The sequence below is a fragment of the Methylobacterium segetis genome, assembly GCF_004348265.1.
GTDB lineage: Bacteria > Pseudomonadota > Alphaproteobacteria > Rhizobiales > Beijerinckiaceae > Methylobacterium > Methylobacterium segetis.
The window spans coordinates 21,209-37,439 of the sequence record NZ_SMNT01000053.1 but is presented as its reverse complement, the minus strand read 5'-3'; the positions used below and the strand labels follow the sequence as shown (position 1 = coordinate 37,439).

Below are 16,231 nucleotides of genomic sequence, written 5' to 3'. Positions count from 1 at the left end.
AGGGCGATGGCGGAGCGGGACAAGCGCGGCTGTTTGAGCATGGGCGGCAAGCTATCCGGTCGGGCGCCCCCGCGTCGAGGGGCTGGGAAGCGCGCCGGAACGTCGCCGCGGCACGGGGCGTTTTTCGGGCGCCTTCAACCGAGAGGAATAGACCGTGAGCGATACAATCTCTGATGGGGGTTCGCGCAGTCTCATCGCCAGCGACCGGGTGATCGGCACGGACGTGCGGCGGCCGGACGGCGAGCGCGTCGGCCGAATCGAGCGCCTGATGCTCGACAAGGCCTCGGGGCGCGTCGCCTACGCGGTGATGAGCTTCGGCGGCTTCCTCGGTCTCGGCGGGGGCTATCACACCCTGCCCTGGAGCGTTCTTCGCTTCGTCCCGGACTTCGACGCCTACGTCGTCGATCTCTCCGAGGATCAGCTCCGCGACGCGCCCACCCGCACCCCCGAAGGGACCGACCCGGCCGAGGACCGGGATTGGGAGGAGCGCGTTCACCGCCACTACAACGCCGCTCCCTACTGGGGCGTCTGAGGCCGCCTACGTGACCGGGCCGCACCAGCCCGGCAGGTAGCCGGCCTCCGGCGATTTTGCGAGGGCCATCGCCTCCTCAAGGGCCGCCGAGAAGTCGGTCTCGATGCGCTTCGCCTTGACGCGACGGCGCAGGAAGTCCGCCCACAGGAACTCGCTGAAGGGCGTCGTGTCCTTGGCGAAGCCCCCGGCGCGGCGTAGCTCCCCAGCGAGGCTGCGATAGGGGTCGTCGGCGAGGTCCGACACCGCCTTCGGGATGTCCCGGAATCCGGCCCGCACGCCTTGCGCGTCGTAGGGATGCGCCCAGGCCCGATGATCGCAGACTGTCCAGAAGGCGTCCTTGTCGAGCTTGTGCAGGTCGGCCACCACGGTGACGAGCACGGTCTCGACGCCTTCGAGCTGCAGGGCGCGGCCGAGATGGTGGTGATCGATGACGTAGTGACGCTTCTTCGGCCCGAGCAGCGTCGGGATCATGTGGGCTCCCAGGAATGCGGCCCTCTCGCCCGCGTCGTGCTCGCGCCAGCGGCGGCGCTTCTCCTCGACCTCCCGGTAGCCGACCGTCATCTGCGTGGGGCGCAGCTCCGCGATCGGGACGGGCTTGAGGATCGGTTCGCGGATCGCCATGCGGGGCACTCCGGCTGGTTGCGGCTCTCAGAAACACCCGCCCGCGCCTCGACGGAAGTGGCTGGCGGTCACGCTTGCGTGTTCAGGCGAGCCCGCCCATCGCGCGCACGAGCCGCCACTCGGCCTCGGTCACCGGCTGGACCGAGAGGCGCGAGTTGTTGACGAGGACCATCTCCCGCAATCCCGGTTCCGCCTTGATGGCGTCGAGGGTGACGGGGCGTGGCATCGCCTCGACGGCGCGGACGTCGACCATGCCGAAGCGGCCGCTCTCGTCGGTGTGGTCCGGATAGTAGGGCCGGATCACCTCGACGATGCCGACCACCGCCTTGCCCTCGTTCGAGTGGTAGAAGAAGCCCTGCTGACCGACCTCCATCGCCATCATCTGCAGCTTGGCGAGGTGGTTGCGCACGCCGTTCCAGTAGGTGCCGGCCTCTCCCGCCGCGACCTGCTGGTCCCAGGACCAAGTCGCAGGTTCGGACTTGAAGAGCCAGTGCGCCATGGAGGTCCCCCGGGACAGAACGGCGCGTGCTTACAGGCTTTCGGCCAAGCCTGACAGGGGTGCCTGACGAGGATGCCTCACGCGCGCAGCGCGGCCGTCCAGTAGCGCAGGCTGTCGGGATTCACGGGCGAGCCGGCCGCGACGTTCCGCTCCGTCACGAAGGCGTGGAAGGCTTCCGCCTCCTGCGGCGAGAGCAGGTCGCGCAGGGCCGTCAGGATACGGGTGATGCGCAGGTGATTGTGGTCGAAGGCGCGCAGCCACGCATCCGTCCCGGCGTAGAAGCGGCGCATCCGCGCCTGGGCCGCACGAAGCCCCTCCTGCGCCGCCGGGTCGGCGCGGATCGCTGCCGCCTCGGCCGGGGTGAGGACGGGAGCGCCGGGCACCGCGCGGCTCGCCTCCGGGAGGGGAAAGCACCACTGGATGAAGTCGTGGACGCCCTCGATGCGGGCATCGTCGAAGGCGAGCACGTCGGCAAGCCGCCGGCCCGCTCCGTCGCGCCCGGAGCCGGCGAGGAAGGCGTGGATGGGCCCCGCGCTCACTCGGATTCTCCCTTGAGCGGGCGGGCGAGGAGACGAGTGATCACCGCCTCGACGCTGGCCTCGCCCGAGACGATGGCGGCGACCGACTCGGCCACCGGCATCTCGACCTCGCGGGCGCGGGCGAGCGCCACCAGGGCCGCGGCCGTGAAGGCACCCTCGGCAAGCTTGCCGCCGGAGGCGGCCTGTGGGCTCGCGCCCTCGCCGAGGCGCTGGCCGAAGGCGAAGTTGCGCGATTGGGGCGAGGAGGCGGTGAGGACCAGATCGCCGAGTCCCGACAGGCCCATCAGCGTTTCCGGGCGGCCCCCATAGGCCCGGGCGAAGCGCATCAACTCGGCGAAGGCCCGGGCGATGAGGGCCGCGCGGGCGCTCTCGCCGAGGCCGCGGCCGGCCACGATGCCCGACGCGATGGCGAGCACGTTCTTGCCGGCGCCCCCCACCTCCACGCCGCGCACGTCGTCCGTGTGGTAGAGGCGCAAGGTGGGGCCCGAGAGCGTCCGGGCGAGGTCGGCCGCGAGCGTCCCGTCCGCAGCGGCGAGGGTGACGGCGGTCGGCAGGTTGCGGGCGACGTCGGCCGCGAAGCTCGGCCCGGACAGCACGGCGACGGGCGTGCCCGCGCCGAGCACCTCGCCCGCCACCCCGCTCATGAAGGCGTCGGTGCCGCGCTCGATGCCCTTGGCGCAGAGCACGACGGGCGCGCCGGCCGCGAAATGGGGGCCGAGCTGCCCGAGAACCCCCCGCATGGTCTGGGCGGGCGTGACCAAGAGAAGGGCGGCCGCGCCCGCGAGGGCCTCGGGCCGGTCGGTCGCCGCGATGCCGGCATGGAGGGGCACGCCCGGCAGGTAGCGGGCATTCTCGCGCGTCTCCTGCAGCCGCGCGGCGGCCTCGGCATCGCGCAGCCAGAGCGTAACGGGGTGGCCCGCCGCGGCCGCGGCATTGGCGAGCGCCGTGCCCCAGGCGCCGCCGCCGACGACCGCGATGGGGCGCGTGTCCGATCTCGTCATGCGGCGGCTCCGTTCGCGGCGCGAAACTCCGCCGCCGAGAGACGATACAGCACGTGCCGGCGCAAGGGGTTCCCCTCGGGCAGGGCCGGATGGTCGAAATCCTCGGCCACGCCCCGATGCATGCCGAGGCGTTCCATCACCCGCCGCGAGGCCGCGTTGCCGGCGGCCGTGAAGGCGAGGACATCCCCGATCCCGCAGCGGCCGAAGAGGTCGCCGAGCGCGAGGCGTGCGGCGCGGGTGGCGAGCCCGCGGCCCCAGCCCGCCCGGGCGAGGCGCCAGCCGATCTCGACGCAGGCGCCCGGCCGCTCGCCGCCGGCAAAGGGCAGCGGCCGCACGAGGCGCATCGCGCCGACGAAGCCGAGAAAAGGCTCGCCCGGCAGTTCCAGCGCCCAGGGGCCGAAGCCGTCCGCCTCGAAGCGGCGGTCAAGGCTGCGCGCCTCCCACAGGCTCTCGGCGGGCGTCTTCGTCGCGGGAAAGTGGCGCATCACCTCCGGGTCGGCGTTCAGCGCGGCGAACGGGGCATCGTCGGCCCGGCGCCAGCGCCGCAGGGTCAGGCCGCCCTCCCGCAGCGCGTCGGGAACGGCCGGCGCCTTGCCCTTGCCGCGCCAGCCGAGGGAGCGCCGGTTGAGGAGGGCGAGGTCGGCGCGGCCGGCGAGCACCGCCTCGCCGAGATCCGCCGCCGCGGCGAGCCGTTCGGGCGGCATGTTCGCCCAGGCCGGGGGAGCGACGCGCTCGCGCCAGGGGCCGCCGCAGGCATTGTCGAGGAGGATGCGCGCGAAGCAATGGTCGAGGCGCACCGGCCAGTCGGGACGCGCACGCGCCGCCTCCGGCAGGCGCCGGTCGACGAGATCGCGCCAGCGCGCCTGCGCGTCTGTCGCGGGGCCGGCTCTGCGCGGGCGGTCCGGTGCCGTCACGCCGCCTTCGGCTCGGCGAAGGGCCAGCGGGCGCGGGCCGGCGCCGTGAGGTCGTCCACGAGGCCGAGGCGCAGCCGCTCCAGGCCCGCCCAGGCGATCATGGCGCCGTTGTCGCCGCACAGGTTCAGCGGGGGGGCGACGAAGCTCAAGCCCGCTTCGCCAGCCTGCGCCGCGAGCGCCCGCCGGATCGCCCCGTTCGCCGAGACGCCGCCCGCCGCCACGAGGGCGGTCGGGTGGCCGGCGACGTCCGCGAAGGTGCGCAGGCCCACCCGCAGCCGGTCCACCACCACGTCGACGATCGCCGCCTGGAAGCTCGCGCAGAGATCGGCGACATCGCGCTCGGCCAGGGGCGCGATCCGCTCCGCCTCAATGCGCAGGGCGGTCTTGAGGCCGGACAGGGAGAAGTTTGCCTCGCGCCGTCCGAGCATCGGCCGCGGCAGGGCGAACCGCTCCGGGTCGCCACCCTCCGCCATGCGCTCGACCTCGGGCCCGCCGGGATAGCCGAGGCCGAGGAGCTTGGCGACCTTGTCGAAAGCCTCGCCGATGGCGTCGTCGATGGTGGTGCCCAGGCGCACGTAGTCGCCGACGCCCTTCACGGCGACGAGCTGGGTGTGGCCGCCGGAGGCCAGCAGCAGGAGATAGGGGAAGGCCAGCCCGTCGGTCAGACGCGCCGTCAGAGCGTGAGCCTCGAGATGGTTGACCGCCAGCAGCGGCTTGCGGGCGACGAGCGAGAGCGTCTTGGCGGTGACGAGCCCGACCAGCACGCCCCCGATCAGGCCGGGCCCCGCCGCGACCGCGATCCCGTCGATGTCGGAGAGGCGCATGCCGGCAGCGTCGAGGGCGCGGGCGATGAGACGGTCGAGCACCTCCACATGGGCGCGCGCCGCGATCTCGGGCACGACGCCGCCATAGGCCGCGTGCTCGGCGATCTGGCTCAGGACCTCGTTTGCGCGGATCAGGCCGCGCCCGTCCTCGCCGGGGGCGACGATGGCGGCCGCGGTCTCGTCGCAGGTGGTCTCGATGCCGAGGACGTTCATGCTGTCGCTGGTCCGGTGGGGGATCCGCACCCTACCCGGCCGGGCCGGGCAGGGGCAACGGACGAACGCGCGTCCGTCACTCCGCGGGCGCGATGGCGATCTTGATCGTGTCCCGCTTCGCGCCGCTGACCTCGATGAGGATCGGTGTCGTGCCGAACTGGTAGCGCACGCTCTTGCGGATCGTCGGGCAGTCGCGCTTCACCGTGAAGGCGGTCGGCGGACGCGTGGTCCGGCCGTCCTGGCTCACGTCGATCCAGGCATCCTCCGACAGGGTCACTTGGTAGAGCCCCGGTGTCGTGAGCGCGGGAAAGCGCAGGATGCCCCCGTAGGAGCCCGGAGCGGGCTCCTTGGAGGGCGGCACCGGGAAGGCCACCTCCGCGTCGGGCCGCAGCTTCAGGACGGCGCCGGGCATGTCGGGCGCGACGGTGGCGCCCGAGGCGAGTTCGCCGAGGCTCGGCGCGGAGAACCATGCGAGCTCGCGCATCAGCGACCAACCGAAGGCCGTGCAGGCCGGCGGGATCGCGGCCGGGGCGGCATCCTGCGCCCGTGCGCCTCCGCAGGCGAAGGCGAGGAGGGCGAGGCCGAGCGCGGCTTTGCGCATCGCCTCAGTCCACCGCCACCATGACGTCGGACGCCTTCACGACGGCGTAGGCCTGTGCGCCGTTCGTCAGCTTGAGGGCGTCGACCGATTCATTGGTGATCGCGGCGGTGACGACCTGGCCGGGCGCGACCTCGATCTTGACGTGGGCGGTGGTGGCCCCTTTCTCGACGGAGACGACGGTGCCCTTGAGGACGTTGCGGGCGCTGATCTTCATCGGTGGACTCCGGGTCTCTCCAAGCCGGCGCGGGTCGCGCCCGCCCGTCCTATACACGAGCGTCGCCACCCTGAACCCCCGCCCGGGCGCGCGGTCTTGGGTCAGAGCGTTGTCCTGGTCAGGGCGCGGTCCCACCGTCTCCGCCCACCTCGTCGGGCTCGTCCTCCGGGATCGGTGCCGCCCCCCAGCCGAGGAGCGTCTCGTTGAGGTCGTCGAGGACGAAATGCCGGGCGCTGTCGCGATCGTAGCCCTCCTTGAGCAGGTCGTCGTAATCCGTGAAGACATGGCGGGCATAGGCGATCAGCGCGAGGCGCGCGGCCGTCGGGGGGGCGGCGTTCCGCAGGCCCGGGCTCGCCAGCGCCCGGTCGAGGACCGCCTCATGCTCGAAGCCGGGCAGGCGCGGCGCGAGGCGGGTCAGCGCCTCGTCGAGGACCTCGCGCCGGTTGCGGGGCACGCCCGCGGGCCCGGCGGCCGTCACGCCCTGCTCCCGCTTCGTGCGGGCTCGCACAGCCCGTTCTGCTGCGCCATAATTCCTGTCAGCCCCCATGCTATCGCACCCGCGCGTCCGCCGCCGACGCTCGCACGTCGTGGCGGCCCGTTCCATCGCGAGGCAAGGATGCCCATGCGCCGTCTCCTGGCTGCCGCCCTCATCACCGTCGTCTCCCTCCCCGCTCTCGCCCAACCCTCGGACAAGGGCACAGCCGCGCGGAGCCGCAACGTCACCACCGCGGGCGTGACCAAACCTCCCGGCGCGGCCGGCGCCAGCGCGAGCCTCAGCCCCGCCATCCGCGGCGAGATGGCCAAGGCCGAGAAGGCCGCCGCCGCCCGCGATCGCGCCTGGGACACCAAGATGCGCACCACGATGGGCTCGATCTGCCGGGGCTGCTGAGCGCCGCTCGTCGCGCATCGGGGCGAGGCGCGCATGATCCGTTTCGAGGCTGTGAGCAAGCGCTTTCCCGGCGCGCCCGGCCTGGCCGTCGACCACCTCGACCTCACCGTTCCCGAAGGCCGGACCTGCGTTCTGATCGGCCCCTCGGGCTGCGGCAAGTCCACGACGCTGCGCATGGTCAACCGGCTGATCGAGCCCGATTCCGGGCGGATCGCGGTGGGCGGCTCCGACATCCGGGCTGCGGATCCGATCGCGCTGCGCCGCCGCATCGGCTACGTGCTGCAGGGCGTCGGCCTGTTTCCCCATTACAGCGTCGGGCGCAATGTCGCGACCGTTCCGGAACTGCTCGGCTGGCCGGCCAAGCGGATCGCCGAGCGCGTCGACGCGATGCTCGATCTCGTCGGTCTCGATCCCGCCCTCTACCGTGACCGGCGGCCCGCCTCCCTCTCGGGCGGCCAGCGCCAGCGGGTCGGCGTCGCCCGCGCGCTTGCCGCCGACCCGCCCGTGCTCCTGATGGACGAGCCCTTCGGCGCCGTCGACCCGGTCGCCCGGGCCCGGCTGCAGGAGGAGATCGGGGCGATCCTGAAGCGGCTCGCCAAGACCGTCATCCTCGTGACCCACGACATCGACGAGGCGATGCGGATGGGCGATCTCGTCGCTGTGATGCGGGACGGGCGCCTCCTGCAGGCCGATGCGCCCGCCGAACTCCTCGCCGCACCCGCCGATCCGTTCGTCGCGGCCTTCGTGGGGCGGGACAGGGCCCTGCGCCGCCTCGCGCTGCTGAGGGCGGGCGACGTGGCGCGGCCCGCGCCCGACGCCTCCGGTCCCGGGATCCCTCCGGAGATGTCGCTGCGCGACGCGCTCGCCCTGATGCTGGCGGAGGGCACAGACCGCGCCCGCGTGACAGGAGGCGCTGAGCCCGCAATCCTGACTCTCGAAGCCATCCGGGCGGCTGCCGCGGTGGAGGATCCCGCCGGGTGAGCGACGTCATCGCATTCCGGTGAGGCCGTTCGGGCGGCCAGGCGGCAGGACCCAACGAGAAAGGGCCGCCCCGGCGGGACGGCCCTCTCGAAAACGCAGGTCCTTGCGGACGATCAGCGGGAGTAGAACTCGATGACGAGGTTCGGCTCCATCTGCACCGGGTAGGGCACCTCGGAGAGGCCCGGCACGCGGGTGACGCGTGCGGTCATCTTCTGGTGGTCGACCTCGATGTAGTCCGGCACGTCGCGCTCGGCGAGCTGGCTCGCGACGACCACGATCTCGAGCTGGCGGGACGCCTCCTTCACCTCGATCACGTCGCCGGGCTTCACGAGGAAGCTCGGGATGTTCACGCGGCGGCCGTTGACCTTGACATGGCCGTGGTTGACGAACTGGCGCGCGGCGAACGGCGTCGCGACGAACTTCGCGCGGTACACAACCGCGTCGAGGCGGCGCTCCAGCAGGCCGACCAGGTTCTCGCCCGAGTCGCCGCGCAGGCGGATCGCCTCGGCGTAGTAGCGGCGGAACTGCTTCTCGGTGATGTTGCCGTAATAGCCCTTGAGCTTCTGCTTGGCGCGCAGCTGCGTGCCGAAGTCGCTCATCTTGCCCTTGCGGCGCTGGCCATGCTGGCCCGGGCCGTACTCGCGGCGGTTCACGGGGCTCTTCGGGCGGCCCCAGATGTTCTGGCCCATGCGGCGATCGAGCTTGTGCTTCGCCTGAACGCGCTTCGACATCGCGTATCCTCTCGACAATCACTTACGAGGAACGCGCCCTCCTCTTCCACCCAGAGGCGGACGACAGGGCGGGGTTGAGGCCGCCCACGGGTGCGTGTGAAAAAGCCACGGGGCCCCTGATCGGAGCCCCGCGAGCAGCGCGTCCATAGTTCAGACGGGCCGCGAGGTCAACGCTTGCAGGTGAACGCTTGCAGGTCAACGCTTGCAGGTCGACGCCTGCAGGTCGACGCCTGCCTGTCCGCGGCGCCCGCGAGCCATCCGCCGCCACGCGCGTTGTGAGGTACGGCCCGCCGACCGGGCAGAACCCAGGACCGATCCGATGTCGCTTCGCCTCGCCTGTGCCGCCCTGATCGCCCTCACGGCGGCGCTTCCGGCCGGCGTCCCGCAGCCGGCCGCCGCGGGCCCGGCGCAATCCTACCTGTTCGGGGAGCAGCGCTTCCGGAACACCTGCCGGCCGCCGCTCAAATACGCCGCCGGCACCTGCGTCCGCCGCTGCCCCGCGGGCTATCAGGATATGGGGCGCACCTGCCGGTTCCGGAACATGCGCTGGTAGGCGCGCCCTACTGGAGGGTGAGCGGCATCGCCTCGACGTCGACCTCGTGCAGGCCGCGGCGGGCGAGCGAGGCGCGCAACGCCGCCCCGAGGCCCGCACCGCCCGTGAAGGCTCCGAGCACGGGGGCCTCGCCCCGCTCGCCGGGCCCGAGGAGCTGGGTCACGCGCCGCGCGATGGCCGGCGCCGGATCGATCCAGGTCACGGGCCAGGGGGCGAGCCGCTCGAACCGGGCGAGCAGCAGCGGGTAATGGGTGCAGGCGAGGCAGACGACATCGGTGCGCGCGCCCGTCTCGTCCGTGACGAAGCAGGGCGCGATCTCGGCATCGAGCGCCGCGTCGTCCACGGGCGCGCCGGCAAGCTCCGCTTCGGCGTAGTTCGCGAGGTTCGGCGATCCGACGAGGCTCACCCGGCAGGCACCCGCATAGGTTCGGATCAGGTCGTGCGTGTAGGCGCGCGCCACCGTGCCGGGGGTGGCGAGCAGGGTGACGAGGCGCGAGCGCGTCGTCTCCGCGGCGGGCTTGATCGGCGGCACCACGCCGACGAAGGGCGTCGCGAAGCGCTGGCGGAGCGCCGGCAGGACAAGGGTCGAGGCGGTGTTGCAGGCGATCACCACGAGATCCGGCCGGTGCCGGTCGAGGAGCCGCTCCATCACGGCGAGCACGCGGGCGACGAGGACGCCTTCCGCCAGGCGGCCATAGGGGAAGGCGGCGTCGTCCGCGGCGTAGACGTAGCGCGCGTCGGGGCGGGCGCGCCGCACCTGCTCCAGCACCGTCAATCCGCCGAGTCCGGAATCGAACACGAGGATCACGGGCTGCGGCGCCGGGTGGAGCGCTGCCGCGGAGAGGGTGGCCCCGGCCATGAGATCGATCCGCATCTGAAACGCGCCCGGCACCATGCAATCGGGCCGAGTGTCGGTGGGGGAGGGTTAAGGCCACCTCACTGAGGCCTGAAAAAGGCCGGCCGGCGCGGCTGCCTGTTCGTAACTTTGCGGACCGCGGCCCACGGAAAATGTCCGCGGGCGCACGCTGCGGCCAGGCTGCGACGAACCGGCCGAGGTTGCCGAGCGTTGCCGAACAGCCAACGACACATATCTGCTCGGACCGGACGCGTTTCCGAGGACGGAATTCTCCTTCGTCCGCGAGTGAGGGAATATCGGCATGGCAGCGACCTCGGCAGCCACCCTGGCAAAGAGCACCGCGGCAGAGCGCGAGCGGACCGCTGAGGCCCCCGCCTTTCCGCCGCCACCGGTGACGGCGCGCCCCGTCGACCGGGACGCCTGGATCGCGGCGTACCGCCATGTCCGCGGCGAGACGGAGCGGCGCGCGGCGCCCCTCTCGTCGGAGGACCAGCAGATCCAGTCCATGGCCGACGCGAGCCCGACCAAGTGGCACCGCGCCCACACGACTTGGTTCTTCGAGCAGTTCCTTCTGCGCGATCACAGCCCCGGCTACCGCATCTTCGACGAGCGGCTGCACTACCTGTTCAATTCCTACTACGTGGCCGCGGGCCCCCGTCAGCCGCGCATCAGCCGCGGACTGATCACGCGCCCCACCGCGGAGGAGACCGCCGCCTACCGAGCTTATGTGGACGCGGCCGTCGAGGCGCTCGTCGCCGGAGCCTCGGCGCAGGTCCTGGATTCGGTCCTGCCGATCCTCGAGATCGGGCTCTACCACGAGCAGCAGCACCAAGAGCTTCTGCTCACCGACATCCTGCACGCCTTCGCGCAGAACCCGCTCGCGCCGGCCTACGATCCGGCCTGGCGCTTTCCCCGGCCCCGGGCCGCGGGGGGCGGCGTCGCGCTGCCGGGCGGCGTGACCCGGATCGGTCACGAGGGCGCGGGCTTCTCCTTCGACAACGAATCGCCCCGCCACGACGTGCTGATCCTGCCCTGCACGGTCGACCGGGCCCTCGTCACGAACGCCGAGTGGCTCGCCTTCATGGCGGATGGCGGCTACGCCCGGCCCGAATTCTGGCTCTCGGACGGCTGGATCGCGGCCCAGACGGACGGCTGGGAGGCGCCGGGCTACTGGCGGCGCGAGGGCGCGGCCTGGCTCACCATGACGCTCGCCGGGATGAAGCCGGTCGATCCCGATCTGCCGGTCACCCATATCAGCTACTACGAGGCCGACGCCTACGCCCGCTGGGCGGGGCGCGACCTGCCGACCGAGGCGGAGTGGGAGGTGGCCGCCCGCGAGGGCGCCCTCGCCGATGCCTTCGGCCTCGTCTGGCAATGGACCCGCAGCGCCTACAGCGCCTATCCCGGCTACCGGCCGCTGCCGGGAGCGCTCGGCGAGTACAACGGCAAGTTCATGTCGAACCAGTTCGTGCTGCGCGGTTCCTCCGTCGCGACGCCCGCCGGCCACGCGCGCCTGCCCTACCGCAACTTCTTTTACCCCCATCAGCGCTGGCAATTCACCGGCCTGCGCCTCGCGCAGAGCGCCGCCTGACGCCCGCCTCGCGCCTCGGAGAGAGCCCGTGACCATCAAGCCCGTCTTCGCGGACGCGACCCCGATCGGCCCCTTGCCGGACGACCAGACCTTCCTCGACGACGTCGTCGCGGGGTTCTCGGCGTCCCGGAAATCCCTGCCCGCCAAGTATTTCTACGACGCGGCGGGCTCCGACCTGTTCGAGGCGATCACCCGGTTGCCGGAATATTACCCGACCCGCACCGAGCTCGGCATCCTCGACGCGGCGGGGCCTGAGATCGCCGCCTTGCTCCCCCGCTCGGCGACCCTGGTGGAGTTCGGCAGCGGCTCGACCGTCAAGGTGCGGCGCCTGCTGCGGCACCTGCCGGATCTCGGGGCCTACGTGCCCGTCGACGTCTCGGAGAGCTTCCTGCGCAGCGAGGCGGACGTCCTGCGGGCCGATCATCCGTCGTTGAGGATCGAGCCTGTGGCGGCCGACTTCACGAGGCCCTTCGCCCTGCCGGACGGCCTTAGCGGCGGAGATGTCGCCGGCTTCTTCCCGGGCTCGACCATCGGCAATTTCGAGCCTGCCGAGGCACGCCGCCTCCTCGCCCAGTTCGGGGAGATCCTCGGCTCCGGTGCGCGCCTGATCGTCGGCGTCGATCTCGTGAAGGACAGGGCGGTCCTGGAGGCGGCCTACGACGACGCGGCCGGGGTGACGGCCGCCTTCAACCTCAACCTGCTGACCCGCATCAACCGCGAGCTCGGCGGCGATTTCGCGGCGGACGGCTTCGTGCACCGCGCGCTGTTCAACGAGGCGGAATCGCGCATCGAGATGCATCTCGTCAGCACGCGGGCGCAGACGGTGCGCGTCGGCGGCCTGCCGTTCCGCTTCGCGGACGGCGAGACGATCCACACCGAGAACAGCTACAAGTACACGGTCCCGGGCTTCCGCGCCCTCGCGGCCTCGGCAGGCTGGGCCCCCGGCGCCGTCTGGACCGACCCGCAGGCACTGTTCTCGGTCCACGCGCTGGAGCGGGTCTGATCGCGCCGACCGGGGCGCCGGCCCCGGTTCTTCCCCACCCGTGTTTCCGCTGCCCTTGTCTCGCCGGGAACTTACGGCCAACTGGTCGCACCTCGACCCTGCGCCGCCCTCAGGCAGACGAACCGGTTGTACCTTCTCACCGACATCGCCCTCTCCAACTGGTACCTCATCCGGCGCGAGCAGATCCGGATCCGGGGCGCCTCTGCGCTCGTCGGTCCGACGGGGGCGGGCAAGTCGACGATCTTCGACGCGGTCGGCACCGTGCTGGCGGGCAACAACGCGAGCCGGCTCGCCCTCACTGCCTCCGCCTCCGGGCGCAGCGCCCGCACCGTGCGCGATTACTGCCTCGGCTGGATCAGCGACCCGGCCGAGGGCGGGCGCCCGACCCGCGAAGCCTGCGAGACGGTGCTCTGCCTCGTCTTCGAGAACGAGGTGACGGGCCGCATCGTCTCTGTCGGCCTCGCGCTCGCGGCCCGCGCCGAGGAGCAGAAGGAGGAGGTGCTCTCCCGCTTCGTCTGCGTCGGCCACCGCTTCGAGATCGAGGATTACGCGCGCACGACGCCCGAGGGTAGCTTCACCGCGCCCTGGAGCGAGATCGCGGCCGATCTCCGGGCACGGGCCGAGCGGTTCGAGGAGTTCCGTACCTCCGGGGAGCGCTTCACCGCCGAGCTGCTCGCGAGCCTGCGGGAGGGCGCGCCGGTGCCCGATCCGCGCCATTTCCTGCGCACCTTCTCGAACGCCGTCGCCTTCAAGCCGATCTTCGATTCGAGCGGCTTCGTCCGCTCCTTCGTGCTCGATCCCGAGCCCCTCGATGTCGGCCGAATCCGCCAATCCGTCGAGAACTGGCGCCGGCTCCTCGACACGATCCGCGAGCTGGAGACGAAGCTCCAGCGCCTTGCCCGGCTCGTCGCCCGCTACGAATCCTGGGGCGACGCGGTGCTCGCCGCCGCGACCCACGAAGCGCGCGCGAGCGTCGCCGACCTGCGGCGGCGCAGCCTCGATTGCGTCGCGATCCGCACGCGCCTGCGCGAGGGCGCCGAGGCGCTGCGCATCGCGCGGGAGAGCGTGCGCTCCAGCCAGGGCTTCGTGCGCGAGATCGACGGGGAGATCGCCGAGCGCAAGGCGATGATCGCGGGCAGCGGCGCGCAGGGTCATCTGGCCGCCGCCAATGCCGGGCTCGCCATGCTGGAGCGGGACCGGCGCGAACTCGCCGCCCGCGTCGCCGACCTCGTCGGGCTCGTCCAGCAGATGGGCCGGCTCATGCCGGTCGCGGGCGCGCTAAGGCCGGTCGCGCCCCAGGCCGCGCGCCTCGCCGAAGCCTGCGCCCGCTCCGGCCTGCGCAAGGACGCGCCCCTCGACGAGATGCTGCGTGCCGACGGCACGCTCGCCGGCCTCCTCGACGGGCTGGCGCGGCTCGACTCCTTCGACGAGGCCCTCGACCGGGCGGCGGAGGATGCAGGCCTCCAGGCGCGCGCAAAGGAGGCGGAGGCCGAGCGCACGGCGCCTCCCCCTGCGAGCGGCGCCCAGGTGGCGCGGCTCTCCTCCGACACGGTGGCGTTCCGCGCCGAACTCGCCCGTCTCGGCATCGACGCGGTGCCGGTCTGCGAACTGGCCGAGATCGTCGATCCGGTCTGGGGACCGGCCCTCGAGGCGCTGCTCGGCCGTGCGCGCGAGGCTCTGATCGTCGCGCCCGAGCGCCTGGACGACGCGCTCGGCGTGCTCCAGGGCAAGCGAAACCTCTACCACCGCTGCATTCTCGTGAAGACGACGGACACGGCCCGGCAGCGGGCCCGCCGCTTCGACGAGGGCGCGCTCTCGGTGATCGAGACGAGCGATCCACACGCGGAGGCGTTCCTCGCGGTTCGGCTCGGCGGCTACGACCTCGCGGCGAACGACGCCGAACTCCGCCACATGAGCCGGGCGGTGGCCCCGAGCGGACGCACCACCGCCGGCATGGCCTACTCGGTGACGCGCTCCGTCGATCTCCTGATGACCCGCGGCGAGCGGGGGCCGTCTCCGGAGAGCCGGCGCCGCCACGAGGCCGCGGTCACGGAGGCGCGGCGCCTGCGCCAGGAGGCCGTGGTGCTGCGGGAGGCCGCGCGCAATGCGGCCGCGATCCGGGCGCGGATCACCCGCGGGGGCCTCGACGTCGACGCCCTGCGCGAGGAGGCGGACGGGCTGGAGGGCCGCCGCCGCACGCTCTCCACCGAGCGTGAGACGATCGAGAAGCGCGACACGGACGGGCTCGCCGCCGAGATCAAGGATCTCACCGCCGAGCGCATCGCCTATCTGCGGGAACTCGCCGAGGTGCTGGAGCCGAAGCTCGACGCGCTCCTGAGCGAGGAGGCGCAGCTCAAGGCGCGCCTCGCTTCCGCCCGGGAGGCGGCCCGCGCGGCCCTCGCGGCGCGCCGCGGCGCGATGCACCGCCTGCGCGTCGGGGACGCGCAGCGCATCCGGCTCGCCCGCTCGCAACCCCTCGACCCCGCCGAGGTGGCCGAGGTGCGGGGCGAGCTGCGCGGGCTGGACCCGAAGGCCGTGACGACGCTGGCCAATGCCGAGCGGGCGCTGGCCAAGGAGGCTTCGGAATCCGCGCGCTCGCACGGCCGGGCGGCGGAGCGCGACCTCGCCGAGTATTGCGCGCAGTGGCGCATCGAGAATCCGCTCGGCCGCAGCGATCTCGCCGGGCGCGGCGAGGCCCCGGCGACCTTCGGCTACGATTGGGCGCGCCGCGAGCACGACGACGTGGCCGGCCACGAATTGCGCCGCTACCGCGCCCAGGCCGAGCGGGCGGAGGGCGAGATGCGGCGCCTGATGACCGAGGACCTGCTGACGCGGCTCGCCGACAAGTTCGAGCGGGTCCGCTCGCGCCTCGACGCCCTCAACGAGCGTCTCTCCTCGCAGACCTTCACGGGCCAGACCTACGCCTTCGAGGCCACCGTCGACCGCCGCTACGCCGCCGTGCACGCGTTGGCCACCGAGGTGGCGCGCTCGCCGGACGCCGCCCAGGCGCTCCTCCCGGCCTCGGGCGAGGGGCCGATGGCGGCAGCCCTCCAGGAGATCTCGGATCTGATCGCGGGCTCGGAGGATGCGGCGCGGCTCGCCGATTACCGCAATTACTTCGTCTACGAGATCGGCATGCGCGACCGGGCGGGCAACCGCACCACCATGTCGAGCCGGGCGCTGCGAGGCTCGGGCGGCGAGGCGCAGGCGCCCTTCTACGTCGCCATCGCCGCCTCGCTCGCCAGCGCCTACTATCCCGGCGACCGGCCGGGCGACGAGAATCCGGGCCTCGGCCTCTGCCTCCTCGACGAGGCTTTCTCGAAGCTCGACGTGCGCAACTCGCAGGGCCTCGTCGATCTCTACCGCGCCTGGGGACTGCAACTCTTGATTGCGGCACCCGAGGACAAGCGCACGACGCTGACCGAGGTGATGGACACCATCGTCACGGTCTACAAGAGCCCGGATCTGCGTTCGGTGCGGATCGAATCGGAGCACCCGCTGGAGGCGGCCAAGCGCGCGCTCGCCGCGATCAACCCGGAGCGCCGCGGCATCGAAGGGTTCCACGACGGTTCCGAAGGGCGCGACGCAGCGGAATGAGGCCGGGTGCGTGGGCCGCGGATCGGGGCGTTTCCGTCTGTCCGGATGCCGCCGAAGGGGCCCGCTCGAAGG

The 16,231-nt window shown here is 72.6% G+C and carries 18 protein-coding genes; 7 read left to right on the top strand and 11 right to left on the bottom strand.

Features of this window, described 5'->3' with window-relative positions; translation table 11 throughout:
• The first annotated feature begins 154 nt into the window (after positions 1–154).
• A complete protein-coding gene (locus E1J50_RS14840) occupies positions 155–532 on the top strand; it encodes a PRC-barrel domain-containing protein (RefSeq protein WP_132254611.1) in 378 nt (125 codons plus the stop codon).
• Between the two features lie 6 nt (positions 533–538).
• Here E1J50_RS14840 and E1J50_RS14835 read toward each other — a convergent pair whose 3' ends face one another.
• The 9 genes from E1J50_RS14835 to E1J50_RS14795 form a co-directional block, all read right to left on the bottom strand.
• Positions 539–1,153, bottom strand: a complete 615-nt coding sequence (locus E1J50_RS14835; protein ID WP_132254610.1) for a ParB-like protein — start codon at positions 1,151–1,153, stop codon at positions 539–541.
• An 82-nt stretch (positions 1,154–1,235) separates the two neighbouring features.
• Positions 1,236–1,652, bottom strand: a complete 417-nt coding sequence (locus E1J50_RS14830) for an EVE domain-containing protein (protein WP_132254609.1) — start codon at positions 1,650–1,652, stop codon at positions 1,236–1,238.
• A 77-nt stretch (positions 1,653–1,729) separates the two neighbouring features.
• Positions 1,730–2,191 (bottom strand): hypothetical protein, encoded by a 462-nt coding sequence (locus E1J50_RS14825; RefSeq protein ID WP_132254608.1) that lies wholly within the window; start codon positions 2,189–2,191, stop codon positions 1,730–1,732.
• Entirely contained in the window at positions 2,188–3,192 is a 1,005-nt protein-coding gene (locus tag E1J50_RS14820; protein ID WP_132254607.1) for an NAD(P)H-dependent glycerol-3-phosphate dehydrogenase, read from the bottom strand. Before E1J50_RS14820 ends, E1J50_RS14825 begins: the two co-directional genes overlap by 4 nt.
• The gene (locus tag E1J50_RS14815) at positions 3,189–4,106 is read right to left on the bottom strand and encodes a GNAT family N-acetyltransferase (protein ID WP_132254606.1); all 918 of its coding nucleotides are present in this window, start codon (positions 4,104–4,106) and stop codon (positions 3,189–3,191) included. Before E1J50_RS14815 ends, E1J50_RS14820 begins: the two co-directional genes overlap by 4 nt.
• On the bottom strand, positions 4,103–5,143 hold the full coding sequence (tsaD, locus tag E1J50_RS14810) for a tRNA (adenosine(37)-N6)-threonylcarbamoyltransferase complex transferase subunit TsaD (protein ID WP_132254605.1): 1,041 nt from the start codon (positions 5,141–5,143) through the stop codon (positions 4,103–4,105). Before tsaD ends, E1J50_RS14815 begins: the two co-directional genes overlap by 4 nt.
• A 76-nt stretch (positions 5,144–5,219) precedes the next feature.
• Positions 5,220–5,744 carry a hypothetical protein gene (locus tag E1J50_RS14805; RefSeq protein WP_132254604.1) on the bottom strand — a complete coding sequence of 175 codons (525 nt, stop codon included), beginning with the start codon at positions 5,742–5,744 and terminating at the stop codon, positions 5,220–5,222.
• Positions 5,745–5,748: 4 nt separating this feature from the next.
• A complete protein-coding gene (locus E1J50_RS14800; protein WP_132254603.1) occupies positions 5,749–5,958 on the bottom strand; it encodes a TOBE domain-containing protein in 210 nt (69 codons plus the stop codon).
• Between the two features lie 118 nt (positions 5,959–6,076).
• Positions 6,077–6,436, bottom strand: a complete 360-nt coding sequence (locus tag E1J50_RS14795; RefSeq protein ID WP_245516589.1) for a DUF2293 domain-containing protein — start codon at positions 6,434–6,436, stop codon at positions 6,077–6,079.
• A gap of 144 nt (positions 6,437–6,580) precedes the next feature.
• Here E1J50_RS14795 and E1J50_RS14790 point away from each other — a divergent pair, with 144 nt between their 5' ends.
• Positions 6,581–6,847: a hypothetical protein gene (locus E1J50_RS14790; RefSeq protein ID WP_245516588.1), complete on the top strand. Its 267-nt coding sequence runs from the start codon at positions 6,581–6,583 to the stop codon at positions 6,845–6,847.
• Positions 6,848–6,880: 33 nt separating this feature from the next.
• Entirely contained in the window at positions 6,881–7,828 is a 948-nt protein-coding gene (locus E1J50_RS14785; RefSeq protein ID WP_132254600.1) for an ABC transporter ATP-binding protein, read from the top strand.
• Between the two features lie 113 nt (positions 7,829–7,941).
• On the opposite strand, the gene rpsD is transcribed toward E1J50_RS14785, so the two are convergent.
• Positions 7,942–8,559, bottom strand: a complete 618-nt coding sequence (gene rpsD, locus E1J50_RS14780; RefSeq protein WP_132254599.1) for a 30S ribosomal protein S4 — start codon at positions 8,557–8,559, stop codon at positions 7,942–7,944.
• Between the two features lie 319 nt (positions 8,560–8,878).
• On the opposite strand from rpsD, the gene E1J50_RS14775 reads away from it, so the two are divergent.
• Positions 8,879–9,112, top strand: coding sequence for a hypothetical protein (locus E1J50_RS14775; RefSeq protein ID WP_165937874.1), 234 nt, complete (start codon positions 8,879–8,881; stop codon positions 9,110–9,112).
• Positions 9,113–9,119: 7 nt separating this feature from the next.
• Here the strand turns inward: E1J50_RS14775 and murI are convergent, their stop codons facing one another.
• A complete protein-coding gene (murI, locus tag E1J50_RS14770; protein WP_132254598.1) occupies positions 9,120–9,986 on the bottom strand; it encodes a glutamate racemase in 867 nt (288 codons plus the stop codon).
• Positions 9,987–10,269: 283 nt separating this feature from the next.
• On the opposite strand from murI, the gene egtB reads away from it, so the two are divergent.
• From egtB to E1J50_RS14755, 3 genes are all read left to right on the top strand, one after another.
• Positions 10,270–11,559 carry an ergothioneine biosynthesis protein EgtB gene (gene egtB / locus E1J50_RS14765; RefSeq protein WP_132254597.1) on the top strand — a complete coding sequence of 430 codons (1,290 nt, stop codon included), beginning with the start codon at positions 10,270–10,272 and terminating at the stop codon, positions 11,557–11,559.
• Between the two features lie 28 nt (positions 11,560–11,587).
• Positions 11,588–12,562 carry an L-histidine N(alpha)-methyltransferase gene (egtD, locus tag E1J50_RS14760; protein ID WP_132254596.1) on the top strand — a complete coding sequence of 325 codons (975 nt, stop codon included), beginning with the start codon at positions 11,588–11,590 and terminating at the stop codon, positions 12,560–12,562.
• Between the two features lie 126 nt (positions 12,563–12,688).
• Positions 12,689–16,159: an SbcC/MukB-like Walker B domain-containing protein gene (locus E1J50_RS14755; protein WP_132254595.1), complete on the top strand. Its 3,471-nt coding sequence runs from the start codon at positions 12,689–12,691 to the stop codon at positions 16,157–16,159.
• Positions 16,160–16,231 lie beyond the last annotated feature (72 nt).

Excerpts from the sequence above, each read along its gene's own strand:
- E1J50_RS14835 (WP_132254610.1), bottom strand. The coding sequence starts at position 1,153 with ATGGCGATCCGCGAACCGATCCTCAAGCCCGTCCCGATCGCGGAGCTG.
- E1J50_RS14830 (WP_132254609.1), bottom strand. The coding sequence starts at position 1,652 with ATGGCGCACTGGCTCTTCAAGTCCGAACCTGCGACTTGGTCCTGGGAC.
- E1J50_RS14820 (WP_132254607.1), bottom strand. The coding sequence starts at position 3,192 with ATGACGAGATCGGACACGCGCCCCATCGCGGTCGTCGGCGGCGGCGCC.
- tsaD (WP_132254605.1), bottom strand. The coding sequence starts at position 5,143 with ATGAACGTCCTCGGCATCGAGACCACCTGCGACGAGACCGCGGCCGCC.
- E1J50_RS14805 (WP_132254604.1), bottom strand. The coding sequence starts at position 5,744 with ATGCGCAAAGCCGCGCTCGGCCTCGCCCTCCTCGCCTTCGCCTGCGGA.
- E1J50_RS14800 (WP_132254603.1), bottom strand. The coding sequence starts at position 5,958 with ATGAAGATCAGCGCCCGCAACGTCCTCAAGGGCACCGTCGTCTCCGTC.
- E1J50_RS14790 (WP_245516588.1), top strand. The coding sequence starts at position 6,581 with ATGCGCCGTCTCCTGGCTGCCGCCCTCATCACCGTCGTCTCCCTCCCC.
- E1J50_RS14785 (WP_132254600.1), top strand. The coding sequence starts at position 6,881 with ATGATCCGTTTCGAGGCTGTGAGCAAGCGCTTTCCCGGCGCGCCCGGC.
- rpsD (WP_132254599.1), bottom strand. The coding sequence starts at position 8,559 with ATGTCGAAGCGCGTTCAGGCGAAGCACAAGCTCGATCGCCGCATGGGC.
- E1J50_RS14775 (WP_165937874.1), top strand. The coding sequence starts at position 8,879 with ATGTCGCTTCGCCTCGCCTGTGCCGCCCTGATCGCCCTCACGGCGGCG.
- murI (WP_132254598.1), bottom strand. The coding sequence starts at position 9,986 with ATGCGGATCGATCTCATGGCCGGGGCCACCCTCTCCGCGGCAGCGCTC.
- egtB (WP_132254597.1), top strand. The coding sequence starts at position 10,270 with ATGGCAGCGACCTCGGCAGCCACCCTGGCAAAGAGCACCGCGGCAGAG.